Genomic DNA, 22706 nt, shown 5'->3' with positions numbered 1-22706 from the left:
TTTAAAATTCGATATTTACTCCAATAACAGCTTGTCTCATCGTTGGATAACTCAGGTCATCCAATTCCGGATCGATCCCTTTGTAGCCAGTGAATGTAAAGAAATTCTCTAGGCTGCCATAGAAACGGACTTTTTCGAGCTGCACCTTGCTCAACACTGATTTAGGCAATGTATAGCCTAATTGAATATTGCGGATTTTCAGATAATCTTTTTTCTGAATCCAAAGTGTGTTGGCCTGATTGTTGACTGCCGTTTGATAGGTTAGCTTTGGATATTTGGCATTTGTCATGCCATCCGTCCAACTATTTTCAGCTATTTCTTTTGTTATCTGATAGCCTCTTTGTACTGTTGATGTAAAGTATTTTTCATTCAGGTATCCTTTAGCTCCTATAACTCCTTGCATAAAGATGGAGAAATCGAACCCTTTATAGCCTGCAGACAGATTAAGTCCGAACATATGTTTCGGATTGGTGTCTCCCACTATGTCGCGGTCATTGGTCGGGTCGATTTTATTATCGCCGTTCAAATCCTTAAACAGGATATCACCTTTTTGAGGAACGCCTCCTAATTGACTGAAAGCGTCCGGGTTTTTGGCTAACATGTCGTTTACGATAGCTAAATCGTCGTCTGTCTGGATAATACGATCAGCAACATACATATACATGGAGTTGATAGGAAGCCCTTCTTTGGTCATGTATATCCCGTTCAGGCTATAATCTTCTCCTTTAAACTTATCAACATTGTTGGTCACATGGGTATAATTGAGATTGATCCCATAATCGAAATCTCCGGCTTTGTCTCTCCACCCCAAAGTTAATTCAATTCCTTTATTGGTCACTTCGGCCGCGTTTGAGGTTGGAGTTGTAGCGGAGCCGTGCACTAAAGGAGATGGCAGCTGTATCAGGATACCTTCCGTTTTTTTATTGAACCAGTCGAAGGTTCCGTAGAGACGGTTATCTAAAACTCCGAAATCGAAACCTATATCGGTTACTTTCGTTTTTTCCCAGGTCAGTCCGGCATTGGCAAGGGCCGTTATCGCCCAACCCGTTGATACTCCGTTGTTGAGTACATAATTGGCGGAACCGTAACTGGAAATTGCAGAGTAATTTCCTACGGAGTTATTACCTAAAGAACCGTAAGAGGCGCGTATTTTCAAATTACTCAGCCAATCCGTGCTATTCAGGAATTCTTCCTGATCCATACGCCATGCAATTGAACCTGAAGGAAAATATCCCCAGCGTGAGTCGGATAAGAATCTGGAAGAACCGTCGGAACGTAAGTTAAATTCTAACAGATATTTGTTTTCCCAATCCAGGTTCAAACGGCCGAAATACGAACGCATAACCCATTGCGTCATATTTCCTCCTGTCGATATTTGCCCGTTGGCAGCATCCAGTACCGTACCGTTTGGTGCTGTCAGATTTTTACGGGTAACATTGAACCATTCGTATTTATATTGCTCCTGGCTGGCACCAACCATGGCCGTCAGTCCCAGTCGGTCGTCCAGGAAACGGTGATTGTAGTTGGCAACAATATCCATATAATTGCGTTCCCGCTTATACTCTTTTTCGGTAATATAAGATTCGCCTTCTCCTTTGAAGATTATCTGATCTTTACCAAAGTCCCATACGTCGTTGAATACAGGTATTGTTTTGATTCCTTGTTCGGTGTATTCATACGAATATGAACCTGTGACGGATAAATCCTTAATTGGTTGCAGGGTAATATGGAAACGGGATTTTATATTTCTGGTCGTATTTTCTCCTTTTGTGGAATTTAAGACCTTTAACACATTATTCCCGGATTCCGATACGTCATCCTCGACATTCTGGATACCTCCGTATCTGCCGTCATGTCTCAGAATCATGGCAGGGCTTGTCGCCCATCCCCATGTGAATGCACCGACACTGGCTTGTTCTCCGGCTTCAGTAGCGGATTGTCCGGCATTACCTGGCTCTGCTTTTCCCACGAAGCCACTTACATTCATTCCCATTTTCAACCAGGATGTCAACTGTGCGTTGATATTTGTCCGGGCATTATATTTCCGGTATCCTGCATTTTCGAGCACTCCCGGATTGTCAAAGTAACCGAATGCTCCGTAGAACTGGATCTTTTCAGTTCCTCCGCTCATAGACAATGTGTGATTTGTTCCTACTCCGGTGGAAAAGGTATCTTCTATCCAGTTTGTATTCGGATATTTTAGAGGGTTTTGCCCGTTATCGCCTCTCCATGCAGAGATAGAGGTTTGAGAATAAGGCAGTGCCTGGTTACTGTTGTTATAACCGCTGTTGATGTATTCCATATAATCGGCGTAATTACTGACAGGATCCAATACACCGGGACGAATGCTCTGGAAAGCGACATATCCGTTATATGAAACTTTGAGCTTTCCTTCCTTTCCGGTCTTAGTCGTGATAAGAATAACGCCGTTTGCAGCCCGTGAACCGTAAATCGCTGCGGAGGAGGCATCTTTTAATACAGATATATTTTCAATATCATGTACGTTTAAACTATTCATTTCTCCTTCCATTCCGTCGATGATTACTAAGGGGGAGGAGTTATTTAATGTTCCTTTACCACGGATAAGTATACTGGCATTATCGTCTCCGGGGCGGTTATTGGATGATGTCACCTGTAAACCGGCAGCTAATCCTGCCAAAGCATTTGAAATGTTTGTTATAGGGCGGCTCTCTGTTAATGTACTCATATCGACCGAAGATACCGATCCGGATAAATTTACTTTTTTCTGTGTACCGAAACCGACGACCACAACCTCGTCCAATGCCTGGGTATCTTCTTTCATGGAGATCGTGACAGAAGTACTGTTTCCTACTTTAATGAACTGATTCATATAACCTATATAGGAAAATTGCAGGATGGTTTCAGGTTCTGCCATGATGGAAAAGCGTCCGTCTATGTCTGTTATCGTTCCGTTAGTTGTCCCTTTTGCCGAAACGTTGACACCTGCCAGCGGATCCCCTTTTTCATCTGTTACGATACCTGTTACCCGTACCGTCCGTTGTTGGATGACCGGTATGGATTCGGAACTCTTTTTCATCAGGACAATATTGTTTCCCTGCATTGCATATACAATGTCGGTATTCTTAAATATTGTCAGAAGGATCTCTGCAACTGTTTTATTCTGTGCCTTGACGGATATTTGACGATTCAGATCAATGTCTTTCTTGTCATAGACAAAGAGGTAATCCGTCTGATTTTCAATAATATTGATCAGATCCAGTACACTGGTTGTCTGTTTTAAAGAAATTCTTGCGTTTTGAGATTCCGCTTCAGTTGCAAACATACCACTTATGAAAATAAAAAGGCATATAAAGGCTATTTTCATAATGTTTAAAATGTGTTTATTCGGTATTAATAGGATACAATAATCCCAATACAATTTATTTTTCATACTTTTGTATGCTTAGTTAATACTATTAGATTTTTGAAAGTTCTCTGGTATTGACTTCATCCGGAGTGTGTTACAGCACATTCCGGATTTTTCAAATTGCTTTTATTGATATTTCATAGGCATGTAGATTTAAAGTGAATATTTTATTTGATTACAATTATATTATCCGGATATTCTTTTCTTTCATAGCGGAACTTTGTTTTTAGTTGTAAAGTTTTCAGGATATGCTCGATGCCGTCGCTGGACCTGAATTTCCCTGTATACCGCTTGTCTAATATCTTCGTATTTTCGATTTTGACAGGAATATTATAATAGAAATCCAATTTTTTGAATATCTCTGCCAGATTGTTGTCGTCAAAACAGATTAACCCTTCTTTCCACAGGTATTGATCGAATTCTGTGATCGGTTTTATTTCTAATTGTCCGTTTTCCGCATAGGCTTTTTCTTTGGGTTGTAATTGCTTTTTCACGGCGTGGTCTGCCGTTTCAATTTCAACGGCGCCGTTGATCAAGGCTGTTTCGAAGGCATAAATCTCATCTTCCTTATAGGCACGGACATTAAATTCCGTACCTAGTACTTTGACATTGTATTTTTCCGTTTGGATGACGAAAGGGGACTTTTCATTATGTGCGACATCAAAATATGCTTCTCCGTCCAGTATCACATTTCTTTGGTGATCATCAAAATGGTCCGGAAATGAAAAAGTCGTTTTGGCATTTAACCAGACCTTTGTGCCATCGGATAAAGTTAGTTCTGCTCTCTGACCGGCCGGCACATATAGTTTTTGTATGCCGGTTTCCTCTGGTACGGTTTCATTTGCCGGATAGAAAATTGTGACGAGAATAATGGAACCGATAAAGATGGCTGCAATTTTAGCAAATTCGATGCAGATTTTACGAAGTCTACCGGCTGGTGCATAAGTTTCTGTTACCAGATCATTCTGCCAAACAGTAAGATCATATAATTTTCGGGCAGATAGGAATTCTTCCATGTTTTTTTTATCTGCTTCTATCCAGCGAATTACTGTTTCCTTCTCCTGTGGATTGGCATCACCGGCAATATATTTATGTAATAATTTCTGCTCCATTGATCTGTCAGTATGAATGTTTCTAGGTTGCCCTCTATCTTTAAAACAACTCAGAAACCTTCATCCCTAAATTGACGATCAAAAAAATAAAAAATAAAACAAGGGGAGATAGTCTTTTAAATTAATACGCAATGCTTTCAATGTTTTGGATATATGATATTCAATGCTTTTTTCACTCAGATTCAGAATCTGGGCGATCTCTTTGTTCCCTTTGTGCTGGAACCGGCTCAGAACGAAGATGCGGCGTGTCTGGCTGGGTAATATCTTTAGTGTTTTTGTGATAATCTCTTCGACATCTTTTGAAAAGATGTCTTCGGGGACGCAAGCTTGTAGGGTGGATATGCGGATTTCCAGTTCTCTCTGGTTGATATCAGTCAAAGAATGAATGGTTTCAGCCTTGATAGCTTCATGTTTCAGATAATTTAAAGCTTTGTTTTTCAAGATAGATAGTAAAAGATAGTCGCTATAGTCGATCTCTTCTTGTTTTAGTTTTTCCCACAATTTGATGAACGATTCGGATACGATATCTTCTGCAACAGCTTCATCATGTACATAGGATTTTGTGAACAGAAAGGCCTTTCTGTAATACTTTGTATATAATGAGTTGAAGTTATTTGCATCCGGATTCGCCATTTATTGAACGTCTTTAGATATACGTTTATTTGCAAATGTAAATAGGATTTTTAATTTTCCTATCTATTTCCTGTGAAATTGTAATAGTAGTATAATGAAAACCGGCCCCGGCAAGGTTTATAGTCAAATAAAAGAGTGTTGTCGGCGATAAGTTGAGAGGGAATATGCGTCCAGTTGAGTGCAGGACGCGGTATTCGGGGCCGGCTTCATTACTACTATTTTAGTATTAATTAAATGTATACGTAACTCTCACGAGTTAGTTCGTTAATTCTTTTTCAAAGGACTGACCGCTGTCAGCTCCCGGATGTTCGGATCGGTGTAGTGGCCGGTGGCAAGAAGAATGGGACTGCTTGCCACGGCGTTTACACTTATAGAATCCTGTCGGAAGGATGTTCTTCAGCCCTGCTACCGGATGTCGTGGTAGGGAACGAGGCTTTATTTCCTTCTTTGCGGTAACCGTATTTCTTCTTGCGATGCCGGACTGTCTGTCCAATCAGGCTTGTTGTCCGTACATCCGGTCAGCAGATCATCGGCATCACAACAAAATACGATTACCCAGAGATTCTAAACCATAACCAAAACATAAAATAAACACATAGCGAAAAAGTAAATTTGGGTAAAACGTAGCGAATTAGCTGATACAGCGTTCGTTACGCTTTGTTTTTCTATGGGACAGAGCCAACGAAATACCACCTCGAAGCCAAACAGCGCAGAAGTTCAGTTACCACCTCATTACCCCCGTAACGGGTGTGAATTTCTTGCTAAATGGTTCTGTTTCTGCGATTTGCGTAATTTTGCATAGCAGTCGGTAACTCACTAATAACTAATTTTGTAACCAAAAAAAGGAGTGAGTTATGCGTAGTACATTCAAGGTATTATTTTACGTGAAGAAAGGCAGCGAGAAGCCGAACGGCAACCTGCCTTTAATGTGCCGTATCACGGTGGACGGCGAGATTAAACAGTTCAGTTGCAAGATGGACGTTCCCCCACGGCTGTGGGACGTGAAGAACAACCGTGCTTCGGGCAAGAGCGTCGAAGCGCAGAGAATCAACCTTGCGGTAGATAAAATCCGTGTGGAAGTAAACCGCCGCTATCAAGAGTTAATGCAGACGGACGGTTATGTTACCGCCGCCAAACTCAAAGACGCCTATCTCGGTATCGGCGTCAAGCAGGAAACTTTGCTGAAGCTGTTCGAGCAGCACAACGCCGAGTTCGAGAAGAAAGTCGGGCACAGCAGGGCGCAGGGTACATTTACCCGTTATCGGACGGTCTGCAACCATATTCGGGAGTTCCTGCCCCATACCTACAAGCGTGAGGATATTCCATTAAAGGAACTCAACCTCACGTTCATCAACGACTTCGAGTATTTTCTGCGCACGGAGAAGAAATGCCGCACCAATACCGTGTGGGGCTACATGATTGTGTTGAAACACATCGTTTCCATAGCGAGGAACGACGGGCGTTTGCCCTTTAATCCCTTTGCGGGATATATCAACTCTCCCGAAAGCGTGGACAGGGGCTACCTCACCCAAACGGAGATACAGACGCTCATGAACGCACCGATGAAGAACGCCACCCACGAGCTTGTACGGGACTTGTTCGTCTTTTCTGTTTTCACGGGTTTGGCGTATTCGGACGTGAAGAACCTCACCGCCGACCGCCTGCAAACATTCTTCGACGGCAACCTGTGGATAATCACCCGAAGAAAGAAGACCAACACCGAATCGAACATCCGCCTTTTGGACGTTCCCAAGCGTATCATCGAGAAGTACAAGGGGCTGGCAAGGGACGGTCATGTTTTCCCCGTTCCGAACAACGGCAGTTGTAACAAGATACTCAAAGATATAGGCAGACAATGCGGCTTCAAGGTACGCTTGACCTACCATGTCGCACGCCACACGAACGCCACGACCGTACTTCTGTCGCACGGCGTACCCATCGAAACGGTGAGCCGCCTTTTGGGGCACACGAACATAAAGACCACCCAAATTTACGCCAAAATCACCGCCCAGAAGATAAGCCAAGACATGGAAACCTTGTCGCACAAGTTGGAAGATATGGAGAAGAATATCTGCCGAGCCATCTAATTAAGAACAGAATACCGATGAAAGAAGAAAGGAACATTATCACGATGGACGGGCAGGGCAATATCTCCCTGCCGAGCGATATAGGCGCAACCGCCATGACCGAGCGGGAAATCTGCGAACTGTTCGGGGTTATCGCCCCGACGGTTAGGGCAGGGATAAAGGCACTCTGCAAAAGCGGAGTTTTATCTATATATGACATAAAGCACATTATCCGCCTATCGGACAAATACAGCGCGGAGGTTTACAACCTCGAAACGATAGCCGCCCTCGCTTTCCGTGTCGAATCGTTCGGGGCGGCGAAAGTCCGCAGGGCATTATTAGAGAGGATTATACACGGGCGAAAAGAGAAAACGACGGTATTCGTGTCGGTTGTTTCGGACGGCAAGCCCAACAGCCGTTGGAAAGCATGATGATATACCAACATACCAACATGCAAACGTACCAGCATACCAGCATGCAAACATGCAAACCTATCACTATGGTGATATATATTGCAGGGTCTATTTCTCTTTTCAGAGGAAAGCGGAGCAATCGTTTTCGTTTACAAAGGCAAAGCAAGCACGGGGCTTTACGTCGGCTAAAAGGTCAGGCGGCTGCGCCGTTTCCCAATAAATCTTCCTCTCGCTTCGCTGCGAGCGTATTTATCGGGAAAACCTTGTATCCGACCGCCCCGTGCAAAAGAGCCTTTGAAAACGGAAACGACCGCCCCGCCACCCACCGACCGAAAGGAAAAAAATAAGGTGGGGTTACGGGCAAGCAGGCGGCAGGGACAGCCATAGCCGAAAGGCAGACGGGCAGGCAGACGGCACGCCGCAGGGTATTTACGGAGAAAATACCGTAGCTTATTAGGGAATTTTCCGAGCCGCAATACTACGTATCGCTGAAAATTCCCCAATAAGGCAAGGGGTAAGCCCCTCTGCACACCCCATCGGGGACGGCATTTGCCGCCCCGAAGATACGAAAAATCATTGTTTCACAAGTCAAGGAAGAAAGGAAAAATATATGGGTTTCGTAGTTTTACACATGGAAAAGGCGCACGGCAGCGACAGCGGAACGACCGCACATATCGAGCGTTTCATCATACCGAAGAACGCCGACCCCACACGCACGCACCTAAACCGCAGGCTTATCGAATACCCCGACGGGATAAAAGACCGTTCGGCGGCTATACAGCAGAGATTAGAAGAAGCGGGGCTGACACGCAAAATCGGAAGCAACCAAGTACGGGCAATCCGCATCAACGTATCGGGAACGCACGAGGACATGAAGCGGATAGAGGAAGAGGGGCGTTTGGACGAGTGGTGCGCCGACAATCTGAAATACTTCGCCGACACGTTCGGAAAGGAGAACATCGTGGCGGCTCACCTGCACAGGGACGAGGAAACGCCGCACATACACGTTACACTCGTCCCCATCGTCAAGGGAGAGCGCAAGCGCAGGAAAAGGGAGGAACAGACGAAGAAGCGATACCGCAAGAAGCCGACCGACACCGTGAGGCTGTGCGCAGACGATATTATGACACGGCTGAAATTGAAGTCCTACCAAGATACCTATGCCGTGGCGATGGCGAAATACGGGCTGCAAAGGGGCATAGACGGCTCGAAAGCTCGCCACAAGTCCACGCAGCAGTATTATCGGGATATACAGAAACTCTCCGACGACCTCAAAGCGGAAGTGGTGGATTTGCAGCAGCAGAAAGAAACGGCACAGGAGGAACTAAGACGGGCGAAAAAAGAAATACAGACCGAGAAGCTGAAAGGGGCGGCAACCACCGCAGCCGCCAACATCGCCGAGAGCGTCGGTTCTCTTTTCGGCAGTAACAAGGTCAAGACGCTGGAAAGGGAGAACACCGCCCTGCATAAGGAGGTAGCCGACCACGAGGAAACCATCGAAGCCCTGCAAGATAGGATACAGACCATGCAGGCAGACCACAGCAGGGAGATACGGGAAATGCAGCAAAAGCACGGCAGGGAGATAGCCGACAAGGACACAAGGCACAAGCAGGAAATATCGTTTCTGAAAACGGTAATCGCAAGGGCGGCAGCATGGTTTCCCTATTTCCGTGAAATGCTCCGTATCGAAAACCTCTGCCGCCTTGTCGGGTTCGATGAAAGGCAGACCGCAACGCTCGTCAAGGGAAAGCCGTTGGAGTATGCAGGGGAACTCTACTCGGAGGAACACGGACGGAAATTCACGACCGAAAGGGCAGGTTTCCAAGTGCTGAAAGACCCCACGGACGGGACTAAATTGGTTCTTGCCATCGACCGAAAGCCCATTGCCGAGTGGTTCAAGGAACAGTTCGAGAAGTTAAGGCAGAACATACGCCGACCTATACAACCGCAAAGGAAAGGCAAGGGATTCAAGCTATAAATGTTAAATCCTGCCCGATTTGCCGAAAAAAGTGCGGTACGCTGTTCGTGGTGTACTGCACTTTTTTTATATTTGTTCGCAAGGTGATATACTTGAAGAAAATAACAGCCGATTTCGCTGTTAGCACAATGTTATGCGGCAGCTTAAAAGACGACACCAAACCAGAAAAATCATCTTGACAACCACCCGACTTTGAACTACGAAGGATGAAATTTTTCAGGGACAACTTCCAGCATTTCCAAAAAACAGTTTACCCATTGACTTGGAGACAAACAAACAATTTGAGCATTAAGGTTTAAACCGAATTTTTCCGAAATTGACCTGACCTGACTTTTCCTGAAAATCGACTTTAAAGCTGTTTTTACAGATAAATCAGGTTTCTCTAACAGACAGGAAATAAATGCTAAGTATTTGGCTTTAAACTTAAAATCAAAAAATAACTGTTTTCTTTTAATGTTTAACAGGGCTGATTTGACAGTTGGCGGTGGAAAGAAACTTTCAGGACCTACCTCATAGACAAGTTTCAAATCAAAAAAAGTATGATAGAAAACGGTATATGGATTGTAAAGCTTCCTCGAAAATAACTTTTGTGTAGGTTCTAACTGAAGGACAATGGAACCTCCCAGAAAATTTCCAAGACTCTCAAACATCAGGATTTTGAAAATATCGGAAGTAATGCCATAAGGAATATTTGACACCACTTTGAAAGGAAATTTCGGAACTGCAAAATTCCTAAAATCACAACCGACAACTTGAACATTTCGGGCATCAGAAAATAATTTTCGTAAATGTTCAACCAAAGCTGTGTCGTTTTCAATAGCAACAACATTGTTGGCGATTTTTAATAAATGAACAGTAAGAAACCCCTTGCCTGCCCCAATATCTAAAACCGTATCCTGATTACTTATATTTGCTTGTCTTATTGCATCTTTTATTAGCACTTTATCAATAGTAAAGTGCTGACCCGTAAAACGAACGGGCAATTTCTTTTTTGTCATTAGTAACTTCTTACAGGTGAATACTTGACTGCAAATTTAGTAACTTTGCAGCAGAAATTAACGAGAAAGAAGAGAAAATGAAAACCGACCGCATAACATCACCTATACGCAAGCAGGGGTTTCGTGCTTCGTAGGACAGTTAAGTGGTAAATTTAAAGTTCAGTTCTTCGTAGGAAGTTCAGTGGTTAAAATCCCTGCCTGCGTATAGCTGAGAACCGTTATCAACCTCGAAAAGCAAAAATACAATGAATAGAATATTAACACTATACCTCTTTTTGCTATTGTGTGGCACGGCTTCCGCACAACAAATAGTAAAATGGGACGATTTACAGACTATAACGGATAACGCACGGCGCACGGTCTATTATGAAAAAGGCAGTAAACAGCCGTTGCAGGGAGAATATCGCATTATACGAGGGCTTGACGAGGAGCGTGTTAAACTTTCCGACGGCATAATAAACGGTGATTATCTCCGCTATCGTGATGGGGTACTGCGTGAATCGGGCATATATGCCAAAGGAAAGCGCAACGGCATATTCACGGAGTATTACCAAGATGGCGTTACTCCCCGAAAAGAAACACCCATGCAGCAAGGCAAGATAGACGGAACTGTAAAGACCTATTTTCGTAACGGCAAAATAGAAATCGAAAAGGAGTATAGGCAGAGTGTGGAGAGCGGACGGGAACGCCGCTTTGACAGCAAGACGGGTGAGCAGATTTTTGAATCTCATTATATAGACGGCAAAAAAGAGGGTGAGGAATGGGAAATATTCGAGGATGGGCGCACGCTTCGCAGCAGGACTACACGACACTACCGTAACGGAAAACTTGACGGCTTTTATCGTGTGGAATCGACACGGGACGGAAAACCCTATATAACCATCGAGGGGCAATACACCGACGGCGAGAAATCGGGACGTTGGAAACAGTACAACGCCACCGATGACACAACCCATGAATGGGATGAATGATTTTCTTTTTTCGCAAGTTGATTTTATAAAATTGCCACCGAAAGTTCGTACTTTCGGAAAAAGATGTTATATTTGCAAATGAAAGAGTTATTTGACAGCATAGCAACGCAAAACGCTGAAATTCGCACAGTTGCTAAATCGTTACTTCTATTTCTCAAATAATTCGCTAAAAGTTTATTTCTCAATCGGTTAAGTCAAACCGAGAAAAATCTAAAATAAAACTTACATAATGCTGCTTGTAGCATCTTCACCGTTACCCTGCATCCAGTCGGTAACGGATACCTCTTTCAATGTAAGAGCCTCTCCGCTGAGAGTTAATTTGTAGAGGTATTTATGTCCTTTTTCCCATACGGTCTTTGCGGGAATTTTATATTTGTACGAAGTTCCGTTGATCGTAAAAAGTGCCTCGATGTCACCTTCAGCCATAAGTGCTGATCTTGTCGGGATCACCATGATCTGTTGCGGATCACAGAACTCTTTTGTCAGTGTAACAGGTTCCTCCAGATTGAGCCGGGTGGCGACACTGCAACAGGCCGTTCCGGTGATTTGTCCGGTTCTGATGTCCATCATCCCTTTACATATCAATGCTGTTCCTCCGGCTTTATTTCCCAGCTGGACGGCATCCAACTCATAACTTCCTTCTTCTGTTTTTTCCAGGTTTATCTGGAAGGAGATGAGCGACAAAGCATGTTCCATATTCAGCAAGACCATAGGGGATATGCTGTTCAATGCTTTTTGGCCCAAAGCGTGTGTGCCGTACATATAGTCGCGTGTCTGAGTGGCGTCCGGCGAGATCTTTACAGGGATACTTGCCGTGCTCAGTCTCATTTGCGACTGATATGGATAATAGGCATACACGATGGCCGGGTCGAAGTTAAGGGTGACTTCCGGCGTTTGTTGCCAGGAGATTTTATTACTAATTAAATTTGCTTGCGCTTTTACATTTATATAATCACTATCCTCGTCATAAAGACCACCGTCGTCTTCGCGTGTGATCAGTAGTCCTATTTCCGATCCTTCCTTGAATTCCTGTACGAAATTCGCAGATTTAGTAGTTAAAATACGTGTAATAATTTTTAATGGTTTCTCTTTCGCGCTAATACTCTCAATGGCTACGAAATTGCTCTCGTGAGAACAACCGGCCAAACAGGAAATCAGTGTAATAAATAGTAATAAATTTCTCATACTTTTATGCTATTTTTGTATCAAATTTCATATTGCAAATATCCGGCAGTTTGAGGAGAAAGAGGGATCATACGGTATAAAACCACGATGAAATGGTATAAAAACGCATGGTGCAAATAATCCAGAGGCGTCAAATTGTCTAAATAGAGTGCAAATCAACCATTTGAGGATTCAAATTGTTTATACTAAAACGAGGCGGTAACATATGCTGGACAAAATACAGTTTTTATTGAGTATGCAAATAATAGGCCTGTGCGTATTAGGAGGCATTATGATGCTATTGAGGTCATTTGGTAACAGGGCACGACTTATTTTGGCATGGAGTATGATTATGTGGGCCTTGATGGCTGTAATCCGAATTTCTGTTAATTCTTACGTGGATGAAGTAAAGGAAGCGTTCCATCCCGACGTACTTATTGCTAGTTGTTTTGTGACTGCTTGTCTTGCCAGTTATGTGATTGAAAAGCTGCGCCCCGGTTTTCTTACTTTCAGGCGATTTGCCGTTTTTCTTTCGCCCGTTGTGATAGGCGGTTTATCTTATCTTACTTATCGTTTATCGGGCGGGGAAATACATATTTTTTATTCGATAAAAGATGTGTTTACGTATTTCAATATGGATGTATTCCTGCGGTTATTGGTGCTTGCACTTACTCTTTTTTATATGATCCTGCCGATATATCTGGTTGTAAAATATGCCGATGAATATACCGCTTATTTGAGCGAGAATGTTTCAGACCCTGAAAACTATGACTTGCGATGGTTGAAGCGGACAATGCTCGTCTTATCTATCCTCTATTTCCTTTATGCAGTCCTGTTATTGACCGACCGGACGATCCTCTACGTCGTTATAAAGGCTATCATGCTGATTGTTTGGTTTTACTTTTTCTATAAGGCTTTATTTCTTAAGAATATACGGATCGAACATACTTTTAGGAACGGATGGGATCTTCCCTCGAACGATGACGAAGAGGAAGATGATGATGACGAGGAGCAGCGTGGTGCTCTTTTCAAACGCTATGCGGAAGAGGTGAATACCTGGTTCGAACGTGAAAAACCTTATCTGAACGATGACTTGCGCCTGACTGATCTGCAACGTGTGTTCCCTATCAGTCGTTCCTATCTCTCACAATTATTCAATAAGGAGCTGGGGATGTCTTTTCTGATTATGTGAACCAGTTCCGCATTGAAGAAAGCAAACGTCTGATGGATGCCGAGCCGCTGGCAAGTATCCAGGAAATAGCCGAACGTTCCGGTTTTCATTCGATCAGTACTTTCCGCCGTGCTTTTACAAAACATACGGGGATTATTCCTTCTGAATATAAGCGCGGATAAAGTCAGCCTTGTATTATCTGATAAGATTATTTATTTTTACGTCCAGTTTGAAGAAATAATCTTATCATGAATAACACTACTACTGCTACACGTCCGCATATAGTTTGGCTGGATGTTCTTCGTTTCGTTGCTATCCTGATGGTAATTGCCTGTCATTGTACAGACCCGTTCAACGCCTCTCCGGAGTCGCGTGCTAATCCTGATTTCAATTTCTGGGGATCGGCTTACGGCTCGATGCTGAGGGCTTGTGTCCCTTTATTTGTAATGATGACGGGCTTTTTGCTGTTGCCGGTAAAACAGGAGGCTTCTGTTTTTTATAAAAAACGTATTCCACGTGTATTTTTTCCTTTTCTGATCTGGTCGGTACTGTTCAACCTGGCACCCTGGTTTATCCAGTGGGCGGGAGGAAGTGCTGAACTGGTGACCGATTTCTTTCCCTATGCGCCCGATCCTTCTGCTTCCCTGACAGATGCGTTGAAAGAAATTGCGATGATTCCGGTTACATTTACTGTTTATGCGACCCCCATGTGGTATATCTATACATTGATCGGACTATATCTTTATATGCCTGTCTTTTCTGCCTGGGTGGAGAAAGCTTCTGACAAAGGGAAGCGCTGGTTCCTTGGAATTTGGGGAGTATCCCTGTTCATCCCTTATTTGATGGAGTTTGTTTCCCATTATTTGTTCGGGACCTGTTCATGGAATGCTTATGGATTGTTCTATTATTTTGCCGGCTTCAACGGTTATTTGCTGTTGGGCCATTATTTAGGAAAAGGGAATGACTGGTCGACCGGTAAAACGTTGGCAGTCACCATTCCTTTGTTTCTGATAGGCTATCTGGTCACTTTTACAGGTTTCCGTTATATGACTTCCGATCCGCATGTGAGTGAGGAAGGCATGGAGTTGTTTTTCACTTACTGTTCTCCGAATGCCATGCTGATGACGGCAGCTATTTTCTTGTTAGTCCAGAAAGCCCGTATCTCATCTCCCTTTATTTGCGGGGCTTTGGCAAACCTTACGAAGTTAGGCTTCGGAGTTTACTGTGTACATTATTTCTTCATAGGACCGTCCTATCTGCTGACACTGTGGTTGGGTGTTCCCGTACCGGCTATTGTTCCCGTATCGGCAATCTTTACGTTGGCTGCATCCTGGATGTTTACTTATTTATTGAGTAAACTGCCTTATTCGAAATACATTATCGGATAAAGGCTCTCGGATAGTAGGTCCCGCTTTTGTGCAAATGATGTTAAAACCGGAAAAGGTCGGTATAACGTATCTATATTACTACTACTTTTGTGCTGTAAAACATATTTCAACAACATGTTTTGCTTATAGATCGTTTTAAATAATAAGAGGAGCGCTATGAAAAAAGTAGTTAGTAAGTGTTTGCATTACCTGGAAGTTCTGGGTGAATATGCAATACAAAAGTATGGATTAGAATAAAAAACAAATCTTTTCAGTGTTAAGGGGTATCCGTGAGGGTATCCCTTTTTTATGGTTGATAATACCCGTAAGGTATCAGTTCTTCGATGTTTTTGACCTCTTTCAGGTAACATTCGTTAAGTAGCGTCAGGCGATTCGCTATTTTATGTACTTCGCGAAAATTATGGTCTGTCAGGATGATCCCGTGTTCCCGTGCGCTTTCGGACATAAGCTCGCGTATCTGTTCTGCCACTACAGGAGAGACACCGCTGAAAGGTTCGTCCAGCAATATATAGGGGGCCGGACTGAATAGGGTCGTTTTGATTTCCAGATACCGCTGTTCTCCCGTCGATATTTCACAAATGCGGGAAGTGCGTATACGGAATAGTATTTTATCTGCCAGGAAACGTTTTCTGTCTTCCGGGGCGATACACAAGTCTGCAATCTGTGATACTTTCAGATGGGATGGCAAGGAAGGATGCTGGGGCAGATAGGCAAGCAAACGGGAGCGGAAAGCAGGTCCGTTCATGACTTTTCCGTCGATCCGGATAAAACTCCGGTCGGCTTTCAACGTACCGAAGATGATATTCAGTAAGGTGGATTTGCCGGTTCCGTTCCGTCCGAAAAGGGCAATAATGTCTCCTTGGCAACATTTCAGGTAAACATCTGCCAGTATCGTCCGTTCGCCGAACGACTTAAGTACGCTGTCTATTTCAAGGCCTGTATGCATAGCTGGATAATTTGATTGAGTAGATTACAGCAGATGAACATGACGATAAATGTAACGATCCAGAGTTGATATTTGCTGATGCCCTGATTGTAATAGAAAAAGTATTCTTCTTTGTGTGTCAGTTCCTTATAAATATAATCGAATCCCAGTCCGACCGTGGGAATAAGGCGAAACCAGAGTTTGACAGAATCCATAATGCTGCCATTATATAGAATAAAGGAAGTAATGCTGCCCATAGACGCAAAGAGAAAGCTGACCAGGACACTGAATTTTAATGTACTGAGGAAGAATGTCCGGTAAAACCGGTATTGTGTTTTCCATCTTTGCAGGCTATCCATAATCGATCGGTTTAAGAGGATAACTGATTTTTTGCTAAGATATTCAAATCGGAGGGAATAGAGGTCTTATTCTTTTTAATAAAGTATAAAAGAATAAGACCTTTTTTCAATTTACGCTTCAAAGCTATAGGTGTCATTGTCTGTTTGGTTCCGCATAAGCCACATATTTAGGAGATTCTGTATAATCATCCAGTAGTAATAAAACAATATTAACACGTTCTGTCACCCAAATGGCAACAGGGTAAGTACTAGGATATATTTTCTGTTCGGAGAATAGTTCGTCATACAGTTGCCACATCTTATCTCTATTATCTTCATACGTGGGGACTGAATAGAGATTGCAGAAATAGTCGTAAAGTTGGTAGCTTTGAGTCATGTTGCTGTTAAAAACCCTCACTTCGGTATATGGGACAGTGCCGCAAAGACCGTATGTGGTCATCAAATTAGGACTACTTTTAAGCACATCTGCATAAGTATACCATGCTTGTGAGGTTTTGGTAATGTCCTTCCAGTTATATTCCAGAAAATCCTTCTCATCAGTAACGGTGACGGTGAGTTGATGACGAAAGATAACCTTGTTGTCTTTCCATGTGGTCAGGTTAGTTTTATATTCACCGGGATATTTGAAACAGTGCCCCCATTCCAAAGTCAGATGGTTACCTACCCCTTCGTGTTCAAACACTTTAAAACTGCCGTTTATCTCATCTACTGTCCAAACAATAGAATCGCATACAACAGAAAGATTATTAGAATTAATTGACTTCGAATCTTCATTATAGAGATAAAAATTTATCGTATCGAAAATATTCCCTTTCGGTTGTTTTACGGCAAGATGAGGCATCGGGTATTCTGTCACTTTCACCTTTATCATGGCTGATTCTCCCGTTTCATGGTCGGTGACGACAAGGTCTGTTTCACCTTTCTGTTTACCTTTAATCTCTATTTTAGCCTTATAGCTATCAACTCCCCAAGTATAAACGGCATCAATAAATTCCGGGTTTTTAACATTCAACGTAGTGTTTTCATGGGCAGTCAGGTCAATGGAAATACTGTATCCTTGTATTACTTCGCACGAGTTTTGAGAAAGCTCCAAATAATATTCCTGTTTATCATCTTCACTACAACATGTAAAACCTAATGTGAACAGGAACAAAAGCGTTCCAAATAGACTTTTTATTCTCATATATTTATAGTTTAAATCATTTCAATCTTTGTAGTATAGCCTAATTATACCGAAGCAAAGTTCTACAAAGTTGGAGAGAAAAACCTTGAAGTATTTCAAGACTTTCATTTTTGCCGTAATTTTCTTCGTATATGACTAACAGTTTCAGGAGTTACACCAAGAAACGATGCTATCTCTTTTAGAGTAATATACAGAGGTAAGTCGGGACAACGTTGCAGCAAGGCAATGTAACGCTGTTCTGCTGTTTCGCAATAAAAGCCAAGTAACCGTTGATACATCTCTATTAACAACTCTTCTGCCACTAATTTACCAAAGCGTTGTGTATCCATATTGGTCTCCCAATAATCGTTCAACTCTTTTATAGATAATATATATACAGTGCTATCTGTAACGGATTGAGCATTTGTTAACGAGTTTGAATTTTTAATCAAGGAAGGATAGTCGCAAACAAAATCTTTGGCAAAACTATAACCAACAATATGTTCATTCCCCCCATTGTCGATACAAGTGTATCTAAAAATGCCGTTTTGAATCAGTCCTACATACTTACATGGCTCATTTTGCCGAACAAAATAATCCTTTTTCTTAATATCAATTGATTCCCCTTTATTTAAGAAGAGCTTTCTAACCTCTGAAAAATCAATTTCATTAATATATTTATTGAAATTCACCTTGTTATATATTTTTATATTCTGCCAAAAATGCAAAAAGTAAAATATTCCCTCTCACTTTACGAAATCTGTGGATTGTTTCGAAAGTAAGAGGGAATAAAATATGCGGATAGGCTATGATTACCTTTCTTTTACTTTACAACAAAAGTATCCTTTAATTTAATATCAGTGGAAGATGCGCCGATCCTGACTTCAAACTCACCCGGTTCGACGGTCCATTCCATGTGTCTGTCGAGGATTTGGAGGTCTTCGGGAAGAAGGACGAATGTGACGGTTTTCGTTTCACCCGGTTGCAGGGAGATACGTTCGAAACCGCGTAAGACGGATTCGTAAGCGATGACGCTGCTGACTTTATCGCGGATGTACAACTGTACCACATCGTCGCCGGCACGTTTGCCTGTATTGGTGACATCTACAGTGACGGTTACCGGACTTTGCGAATACGGTGTTTCCTGCTTGATTGCGAGGTTCGAGTACGCAAAGGTAGTGTAACTTAATCCGTGGCCGAAAGGGTAGAGGGCACCGTTTACACGGGTATTTCCTGAACCGTTGGGACCAGCAAAGTATTGTCCGTCTTGTGAACCCGGTTTGAACGGGAAATTGAACTCGATCTGTCCGATCGATTTCGGAAAGGTGACAGACAAACGTCCGCCCGGGTTATACTCGCCGAATAATGTTTGTGCGATCGCTTCTCCACCCAACTGGCCGGGGAACCAGGCTTCGAGGATAGAAGGAATGTTACGGTCTGCCCAGTTGATGGTCAGCGGCTGGCCGTTGATCAGGATAAGTACGACCGGTTTGCCGGTTGCATGCAGTGCCTCCAACAATTGTTGCTGACGGCCCGGAAGGTCGAGTCCGGTGCGTGATTTACTTTCGCCCGTGCAGGATTCGTCTTCTCCCAATACAGCGATGATCACGTCACAATCGGCAGCAGCACTCGTTGCTTCGGCGATGCTTTTCTTTTCTTCATCCGTCAGAGCGGTGGGGACGATCTCACTGTCAGGCCAGTTGGCATCTTTTATTTCACAACCCTTGGCGTAGAAAACTTCGGCCTGATTGCCCAGATAATCCTTAATGCCGTCGTAAACCGTGATATTGTCCAATCCCTGCGGACCGTAACGGCTGATCATATAGTTTGTTTCCTTTGCAAGCGGACCGGCAATAAGTACTTTCTTTGTCTGGTTCTTATCCAGTGGCAGCAGGTTGTTTTCATTCTTCAACAGAACGAGTGATTGTTTCTGCATATCCAGTACGAAGTCACGGTGTTTGTCAGCGCCGACGATCTTATCGGCAGCTTTCGGGTCTTTTACATAAGGAGAATCGAATAATCCCAGTTCGAATTTAACGCGTAAGACATCGGCAACCATGCGGTCGACTGACTTCATGGACAATTTCCCCTCCTTAACCAGTTGACGTACCGGAAGGATATAGTCTTTCGGGTGGGTAAAGTTGGTGCGGACGTTCAATCCGGCTTCTACCACCTGGCGTACGGCTTCTTCATACGAATCGGCTACATGGTGTTTGGTCTGTACGAACTCTACAGCTTCACTGTCGCTGACCACATATCCTCTGAAACCGTATTCCTGGCGTAATAACTCGGTGAGGAAATAATAACTGGCTGTTACAGGCACGCCGTCCCAGTCGTTATAGCTACTCATTACGCCTTTCGGATGCGCTTTCTGGATGACCTTCTTGAAAGGGTAAAGATGTATTTCATGCAATTCGCGGGGAGCCACATGCGGGTCGGTACGAACGGCTGCATCGCGTCCGCCTTTAGGGATGCTGTAAACGGCAAAGTGCTTCAAAGTGGAAGCGACACCGTTCTGCTGGATTCCCTTTACCATCTGTACGCCCAGTTCACCTACCAGATAAGGGTCTTCTCCGTAAGTTTCCAATACCCGTCCCCAACGCGGATCGCGGGCTACGTCAAGGATTGGTGCGTACACATTGTTGTATCCTAAAGCTTTTGCCTCTTTACCGGCTATATCTCCGGCCTGATGCACCAGGTCGCGGTTCCATGTACTGCCGATGCTGATAGGAGCGGGCAGGGGAGTCGCTTTGGTATGATTCAACCCGTGGATTCCTTCGTTGGAGAAGTCGACGGGGATACCCAGGCGTGTTTCTTCGATAAACCAGCGTTGCGTTTTGTTGATCGCTTCGGCATGGTTGCTGAACGGATAGATCATTTCCGGTGTCCTGCGGCGGGCACTTCCTACGCCGTTCAACTGTTCGTCGATGTTGGCAATACCGTCTTTCCATATCTCGTTCTTCCATCCTTCAGTGGGAAGAGAATCTTTCAGGACACGTCCGAAACCGTAAAGAGTGGCCATCTGGCAGCTTTTTTCTTCCAATGTCATCTGGTTCAGGAGATCCTGTACGCGTGCTTCGATGGGAGCTTCTGGATCTTCATAGACGTCTTTCACGCCGTTCTTGTTGAGATCTATCCACCCTTTTTTGTAGATCGAGTCTTTGGCTTGTACGGCTCCCGTCCCCAGACAGGCGGCAGCTAGTAATAAATACTTTAAATTCATGTTTTTCTTCGGGGATTATAATATTCGTTATTGACTATATCCATAATACAAAACCGTATGGCCGGTAATTATTAGCGCAAAGGTAACAATTATCAACCATACGGTCAATGCCTAATGTTCAGGGAGTGAGACTTATTTTACATCCCACCACAAACGGGCGTCGATCTTATTGTATTCCGACTGTGCGTTGTAGTTCTCTGTATTCATGGACGCTTCTTTCGCCGGATACAGGAAACGTACAGGTGCATTTTCCTTATTCAGCAGAGCGCCGTTTTCGCGGTCTTCATCCAGGATCGGGAAATCTGTACGGCGGTATTCCGCCCAGTTTTCATAGATCTGCAGGAAGCCGAGGTGTAGCCATTTTTGGGTAGCGATCTGTTCCAAAGCCTTTGAAGGGTTGAATTTGAAAGTCGAAGTAGCCAGCCAACTGCCCAAAGTACCGTCGGATACGTCTCTGTTGGCAATATTCATATCTTTTCCTTTATCCGCATCGCTGTTCTTATAATATTCGTAATAGTTCTGAATAGACAAGCTAACCCCTTTATTATAGAACTCTTCGGCATTTCCGCTGAATAAACCGCGTTGTGCGGCTTCTGCCAGGCAGAAATAAACTTCGGCTGCCGTCATACCGATACCTACCGGTAATTGATAGTTCTTACGGAAAGTAACCGTGTTCAAACATCCGTAGATTTCGAAAAGCCGTGTTCCGTCCGGGCCGTTAACCAATGCGATGGCTTTGTCGGCAGACGAAGGATAACCGATGATCTCTTTGCTCTCTTCATACACATCTCCGTCATCGTTCGTTGCCGGTTGGTAGAATACCTGTAAACGAGGGTCGTTTGCTTCTTTCAGCATATTGACAGTCAGTTCAGGGGCGTACATATAGTAACTATGACTTTTTGAATGACTTTCTCTCATTGCACGCCAGAGACCGTCCGGGGCTGTGTCGATACCGGATACCTTGATATACGTATTGTCGGCATTGGTGGTGATCAGCTGGTCCGGTGAAAGTTCGGATAGCACCTGTCTGGCTTTCTCCGGGTCGACATTGGAGATACGCATTGCATAACGCAATCGCAATGAATTGGCAAACTTATACCAGCCATCGCAGTTACCGCTGTAAATGATATCCTGGCGTTTGAATGTATCATCGCCGGTCGCTGTTTTGAAATAGGCGGCTGCCGATTTCAGATCGTCCAGGATAGCATAATAGATATCCTTTTGTGTATCGTATTTAGGTCTGAGAATAACGCTTCCTCCATACACTACATTACGGGCAGTAAATGCTTCGGTGTAAGGCATATTCCCGAAATAATCGGTAGCAATAGCCGTATTGTATGCTTTCAGTATTTTACCGGCTTCGACATAATTCTGATATTTTGCCTGTTCGTCCGGAGACAAGGTCGCGTAAATCTTGTCTATTTCAGTCAGCGTACTCATGCGTGTAACATAATAATTTTCCCAGCGTCCTTTGTCATCCTGAATATTCTGATAGAGGTTGACACGGTCTTTTCCGGCCTGTCTGGCTGTTGTCTGGAGATAGGTTCCGAGCAGACGGAAATTATAGTTCCAGGTATCGCCATAGTCGATCTCTATGGTTTTCAGTGCACCTTTGCTGAAGAGATATTCAATCTCGGCACTGGTAAATCCATCCGGATTGTTATGCTTCTCATCCAGTTTACTTTCGCAGGAAGAGAGTGCAACGGCAGTACCTAAAAGCAGGCTATATAATAAGTTTTTCATAAAAAATACTGT

General features: G+C 43.6%; 17 protein-coding genes and 1 pseudogene. 6 read left to right on the top strand and 12 right to left on the bottom strand.

The features are described 5' to 3' along the window. Position 1: 1 nt before the first annotated feature. From DWX23_RS12010 to DWX23_RS12000, 3 genes are all read right to left on the bottom strand, one after another. Positions 2-3304 (bottom strand): TonB-dependent receptor, encoded by a 3303-nt coding sequence (locus DWX23_RS12010; RefSeq protein WP_233587591.1) that lies wholly within the window; start codon positions 3302-3304, stop codon positions 2-4. A 251-nt stretch (positions 3305-3555) separates the two neighbouring features. Then, positions 3556-4500 carry a FecR family protein gene (locus DWX23_RS12005; RefSeq protein WP_122374664.1) on the bottom strand — a complete coding sequence of 315 codons (945 nt, stop codon included), beginning with the start codon at positions 4498-4500 and terminating at the stop codon, positions 3556-3558. A gap of 78 nt (positions 4501-4578) precedes the next feature. Beyond that, complete coding sequence (locus DWX23_RS12000; RefSeq protein WP_122355284.1) at positions 4579-5133, bottom strand: RNA polymerase sigma-70 factor; 555 nt, start codon at positions 5131-5133, stop codon at positions 4579-4581. A gap of 854 nt (positions 5134-5987) precedes the next feature. Between DWX23_RS12000 and DWX23_RS11995 the strand changes: the two genes are divergently transcribed. Both DWX23_RS11995 and DWX23_RS11990 read left to right on the top strand, forming a co-directional pair. Next, on the top strand, positions 5988-7220 hold the full coding sequence (locus DWX23_RS11995; protein WP_004293706.1) for a site-specific integrase: 1233 nt from the start codon (positions 5988-5990) through the stop codon (positions 7218-7220). A 17-nt stretch (positions 7221-7237) separates the two neighbouring features. Continuing rightward, positions 7238-7630, top strand: coding sequence for a hypothetical protein (locus tag DWX23_RS11990; protein WP_004293707.1), 393 nt, complete (start codon positions 7238-7240; stop codon positions 7628-7630). 167 nt (positions 7631-7797) lie between these two features. Here the strand turns inward: DWX23_RS11990 and DWX23_RS24880 are convergent, their stop codons facing one another. Next, positions 7798-8142 (bottom strand): hypothetical protein, encoded by a 345-nt coding sequence (locus tag DWX23_RS24880; protein WP_157179077.1) that lies wholly within the window; start codon positions 8140-8142, stop codon positions 7798-7800. An 80-nt stretch (positions 8143-8222) separates the two neighbouring features. Between DWX23_RS24880 and mobV the strand changes: the two genes are divergently transcribed. Beyond that, positions 8223-9590 carry a MobV family relaxase gene (gene mobV, locus DWX23_RS11980; protein WP_008999098.1) on the top strand — a complete coding sequence of 456 codons (1368 nt, stop codon included), beginning with the start codon at positions 8223-8225 and terminating at the stop codon, positions 9588-9590. 197 nt (positions 9591-9787) lie between these two features. Here the strand turns inward: mobV and erm(F) are convergent, their stop codons facing one another. After that, positions 9788-10588, bottom strand: coding sequence for a 23S rRNA (adenine(2058)-N(6))-methyltransferase Erm(F) (gene erm(F), locus DWX23_RS11975; RefSeq protein ID WP_004295323.1), 801 nt, complete (start codon positions 10586-10588; stop codon positions 9788-9790). 245 nt (positions 10589-10833) lie between these two features. On the opposite strand from erm(F), the gene DWX23_RS11970 reads away from it, so the two are divergent. Continuing rightward, positions 10834-11559 carry a toxin-antitoxin system YwqK family antitoxin gene (locus DWX23_RS11970; RefSeq protein WP_004293712.1) on the top strand — a complete coding sequence of 242 codons (726 nt, stop codon included), beginning with the start codon at positions 10834-10836 and terminating at the stop codon, positions 11557-11559. Positions 11560-11781: 222 nt separating this feature from the next. Here DWX23_RS11970 and DWX23_RS11960 read toward each other — a convergent pair whose 3' ends face one another. Then, a complete protein-coding gene (locus tag DWX23_RS11960; RefSeq protein ID WP_122374663.1) occupies positions 11782-12744 on the bottom strand; it encodes a fimbrillin family protein in 963 nt (320 codons plus the stop codon). 205 nt (positions 12745-12949) lie between these two features. On the opposite strand from DWX23_RS11960, the pseudogene DWX23_RS11955 reads away from it, so the two are divergent. Then, positions 12950-14076 (top strand): annotated as a pseudogene (locus DWX23_RS11955) (helix-turn-helix domain-containing protein). 66 nt (positions 14077-14142) lie between these two features. After that, entirely contained in the window at positions 14143-15282 is a 1140-nt protein-coding gene (locus tag DWX23_RS11950) for an acyltransferase (RefSeq protein ID WP_122374662.1), read from the top strand. A gap of 286 nt (positions 15283-15568) precedes the next feature. On the opposite strand, the gene DWX23_RS11945 is transcribed toward DWX23_RS11950, so the two are convergent. The 6 genes from DWX23_RS11945 to DWX23_RS11920 form a co-directional block, all read right to left on the bottom strand. Continuing rightward, a complete protein-coding gene (locus tag DWX23_RS11945; protein ID WP_122355290.1) occupies positions 15569-16228 on the bottom strand; it encodes an ATP-binding cassette domain-containing protein in 660 nt (219 codons plus the stop codon). Next, the gene (locus tag DWX23_RS11940; RefSeq protein ID WP_122374661.1) at positions 16207-16566 is read right to left on the bottom strand and encodes a hypothetical protein; all 360 of its coding nucleotides are present in this window, start codon (positions 16564-16566) and stop codon (positions 16207-16209) included. The genes DWX23_RS11945 and DWX23_RS11940 overlap by 22 nt, the downstream gene beginning before the upstream one ends. Positions 16567-16699: 133 nt before the next feature. Then, complete coding sequence (locus tag DWX23_RS11935; RefSeq protein WP_122374660.1) at positions 16700-17749, bottom strand: hypothetical protein; 1050 nt, start codon at positions 17747-17749, stop codon at positions 16700-16702. Positions 17750-17853: 104 nt separating this feature from the next. After that, the gene (locus DWX23_RS11930; protein WP_122374659.1) at positions 17854-18420 is read right to left on the bottom strand and encodes a Crp/Fnr family transcriptional regulator; all 567 of its coding nucleotides are present in this window, start codon (positions 18418-18420) and stop codon (positions 17854-17856) included. A gap of 131 nt (positions 18421-18551) precedes the next feature. Then, entirely contained in the window at positions 18552-20951 is a 2400-nt protein-coding gene (locus DWX23_RS11925; RefSeq protein ID WP_122374658.1) for a glycoside hydrolase family 3 N-terminal domain-containing protein, read from the bottom strand. A gap of 132 nt (positions 20952-21083) precedes the next feature. Continuing rightward, on the bottom strand, positions 21084-22694 hold the full coding sequence (locus tag DWX23_RS11920; RefSeq protein ID WP_122374657.1) for a SusD/RagB family nutrient-binding outer membrane lipoprotein: 1611 nt from the start codon (positions 22692-22694) through the stop codon (positions 21084-21086). Positions 22695-22706 lie beyond the last annotated feature (12 nt).

Origin of the sequence: Parabacteroides sp. AF18-52, from assembly GCF_003479145.1 — a bacterium.
Taxonomy (GTDB): Bacteria; Bacteroidota; Bacteroidia; order Bacteroidales; family Tannerellaceae; genus Parabacteroides; species Parabacteroides faecis.
Note: the sequence above shows the minus strand (reverse complement) of the source record. Positions and strands in the feature narration are given on the sequence as shown.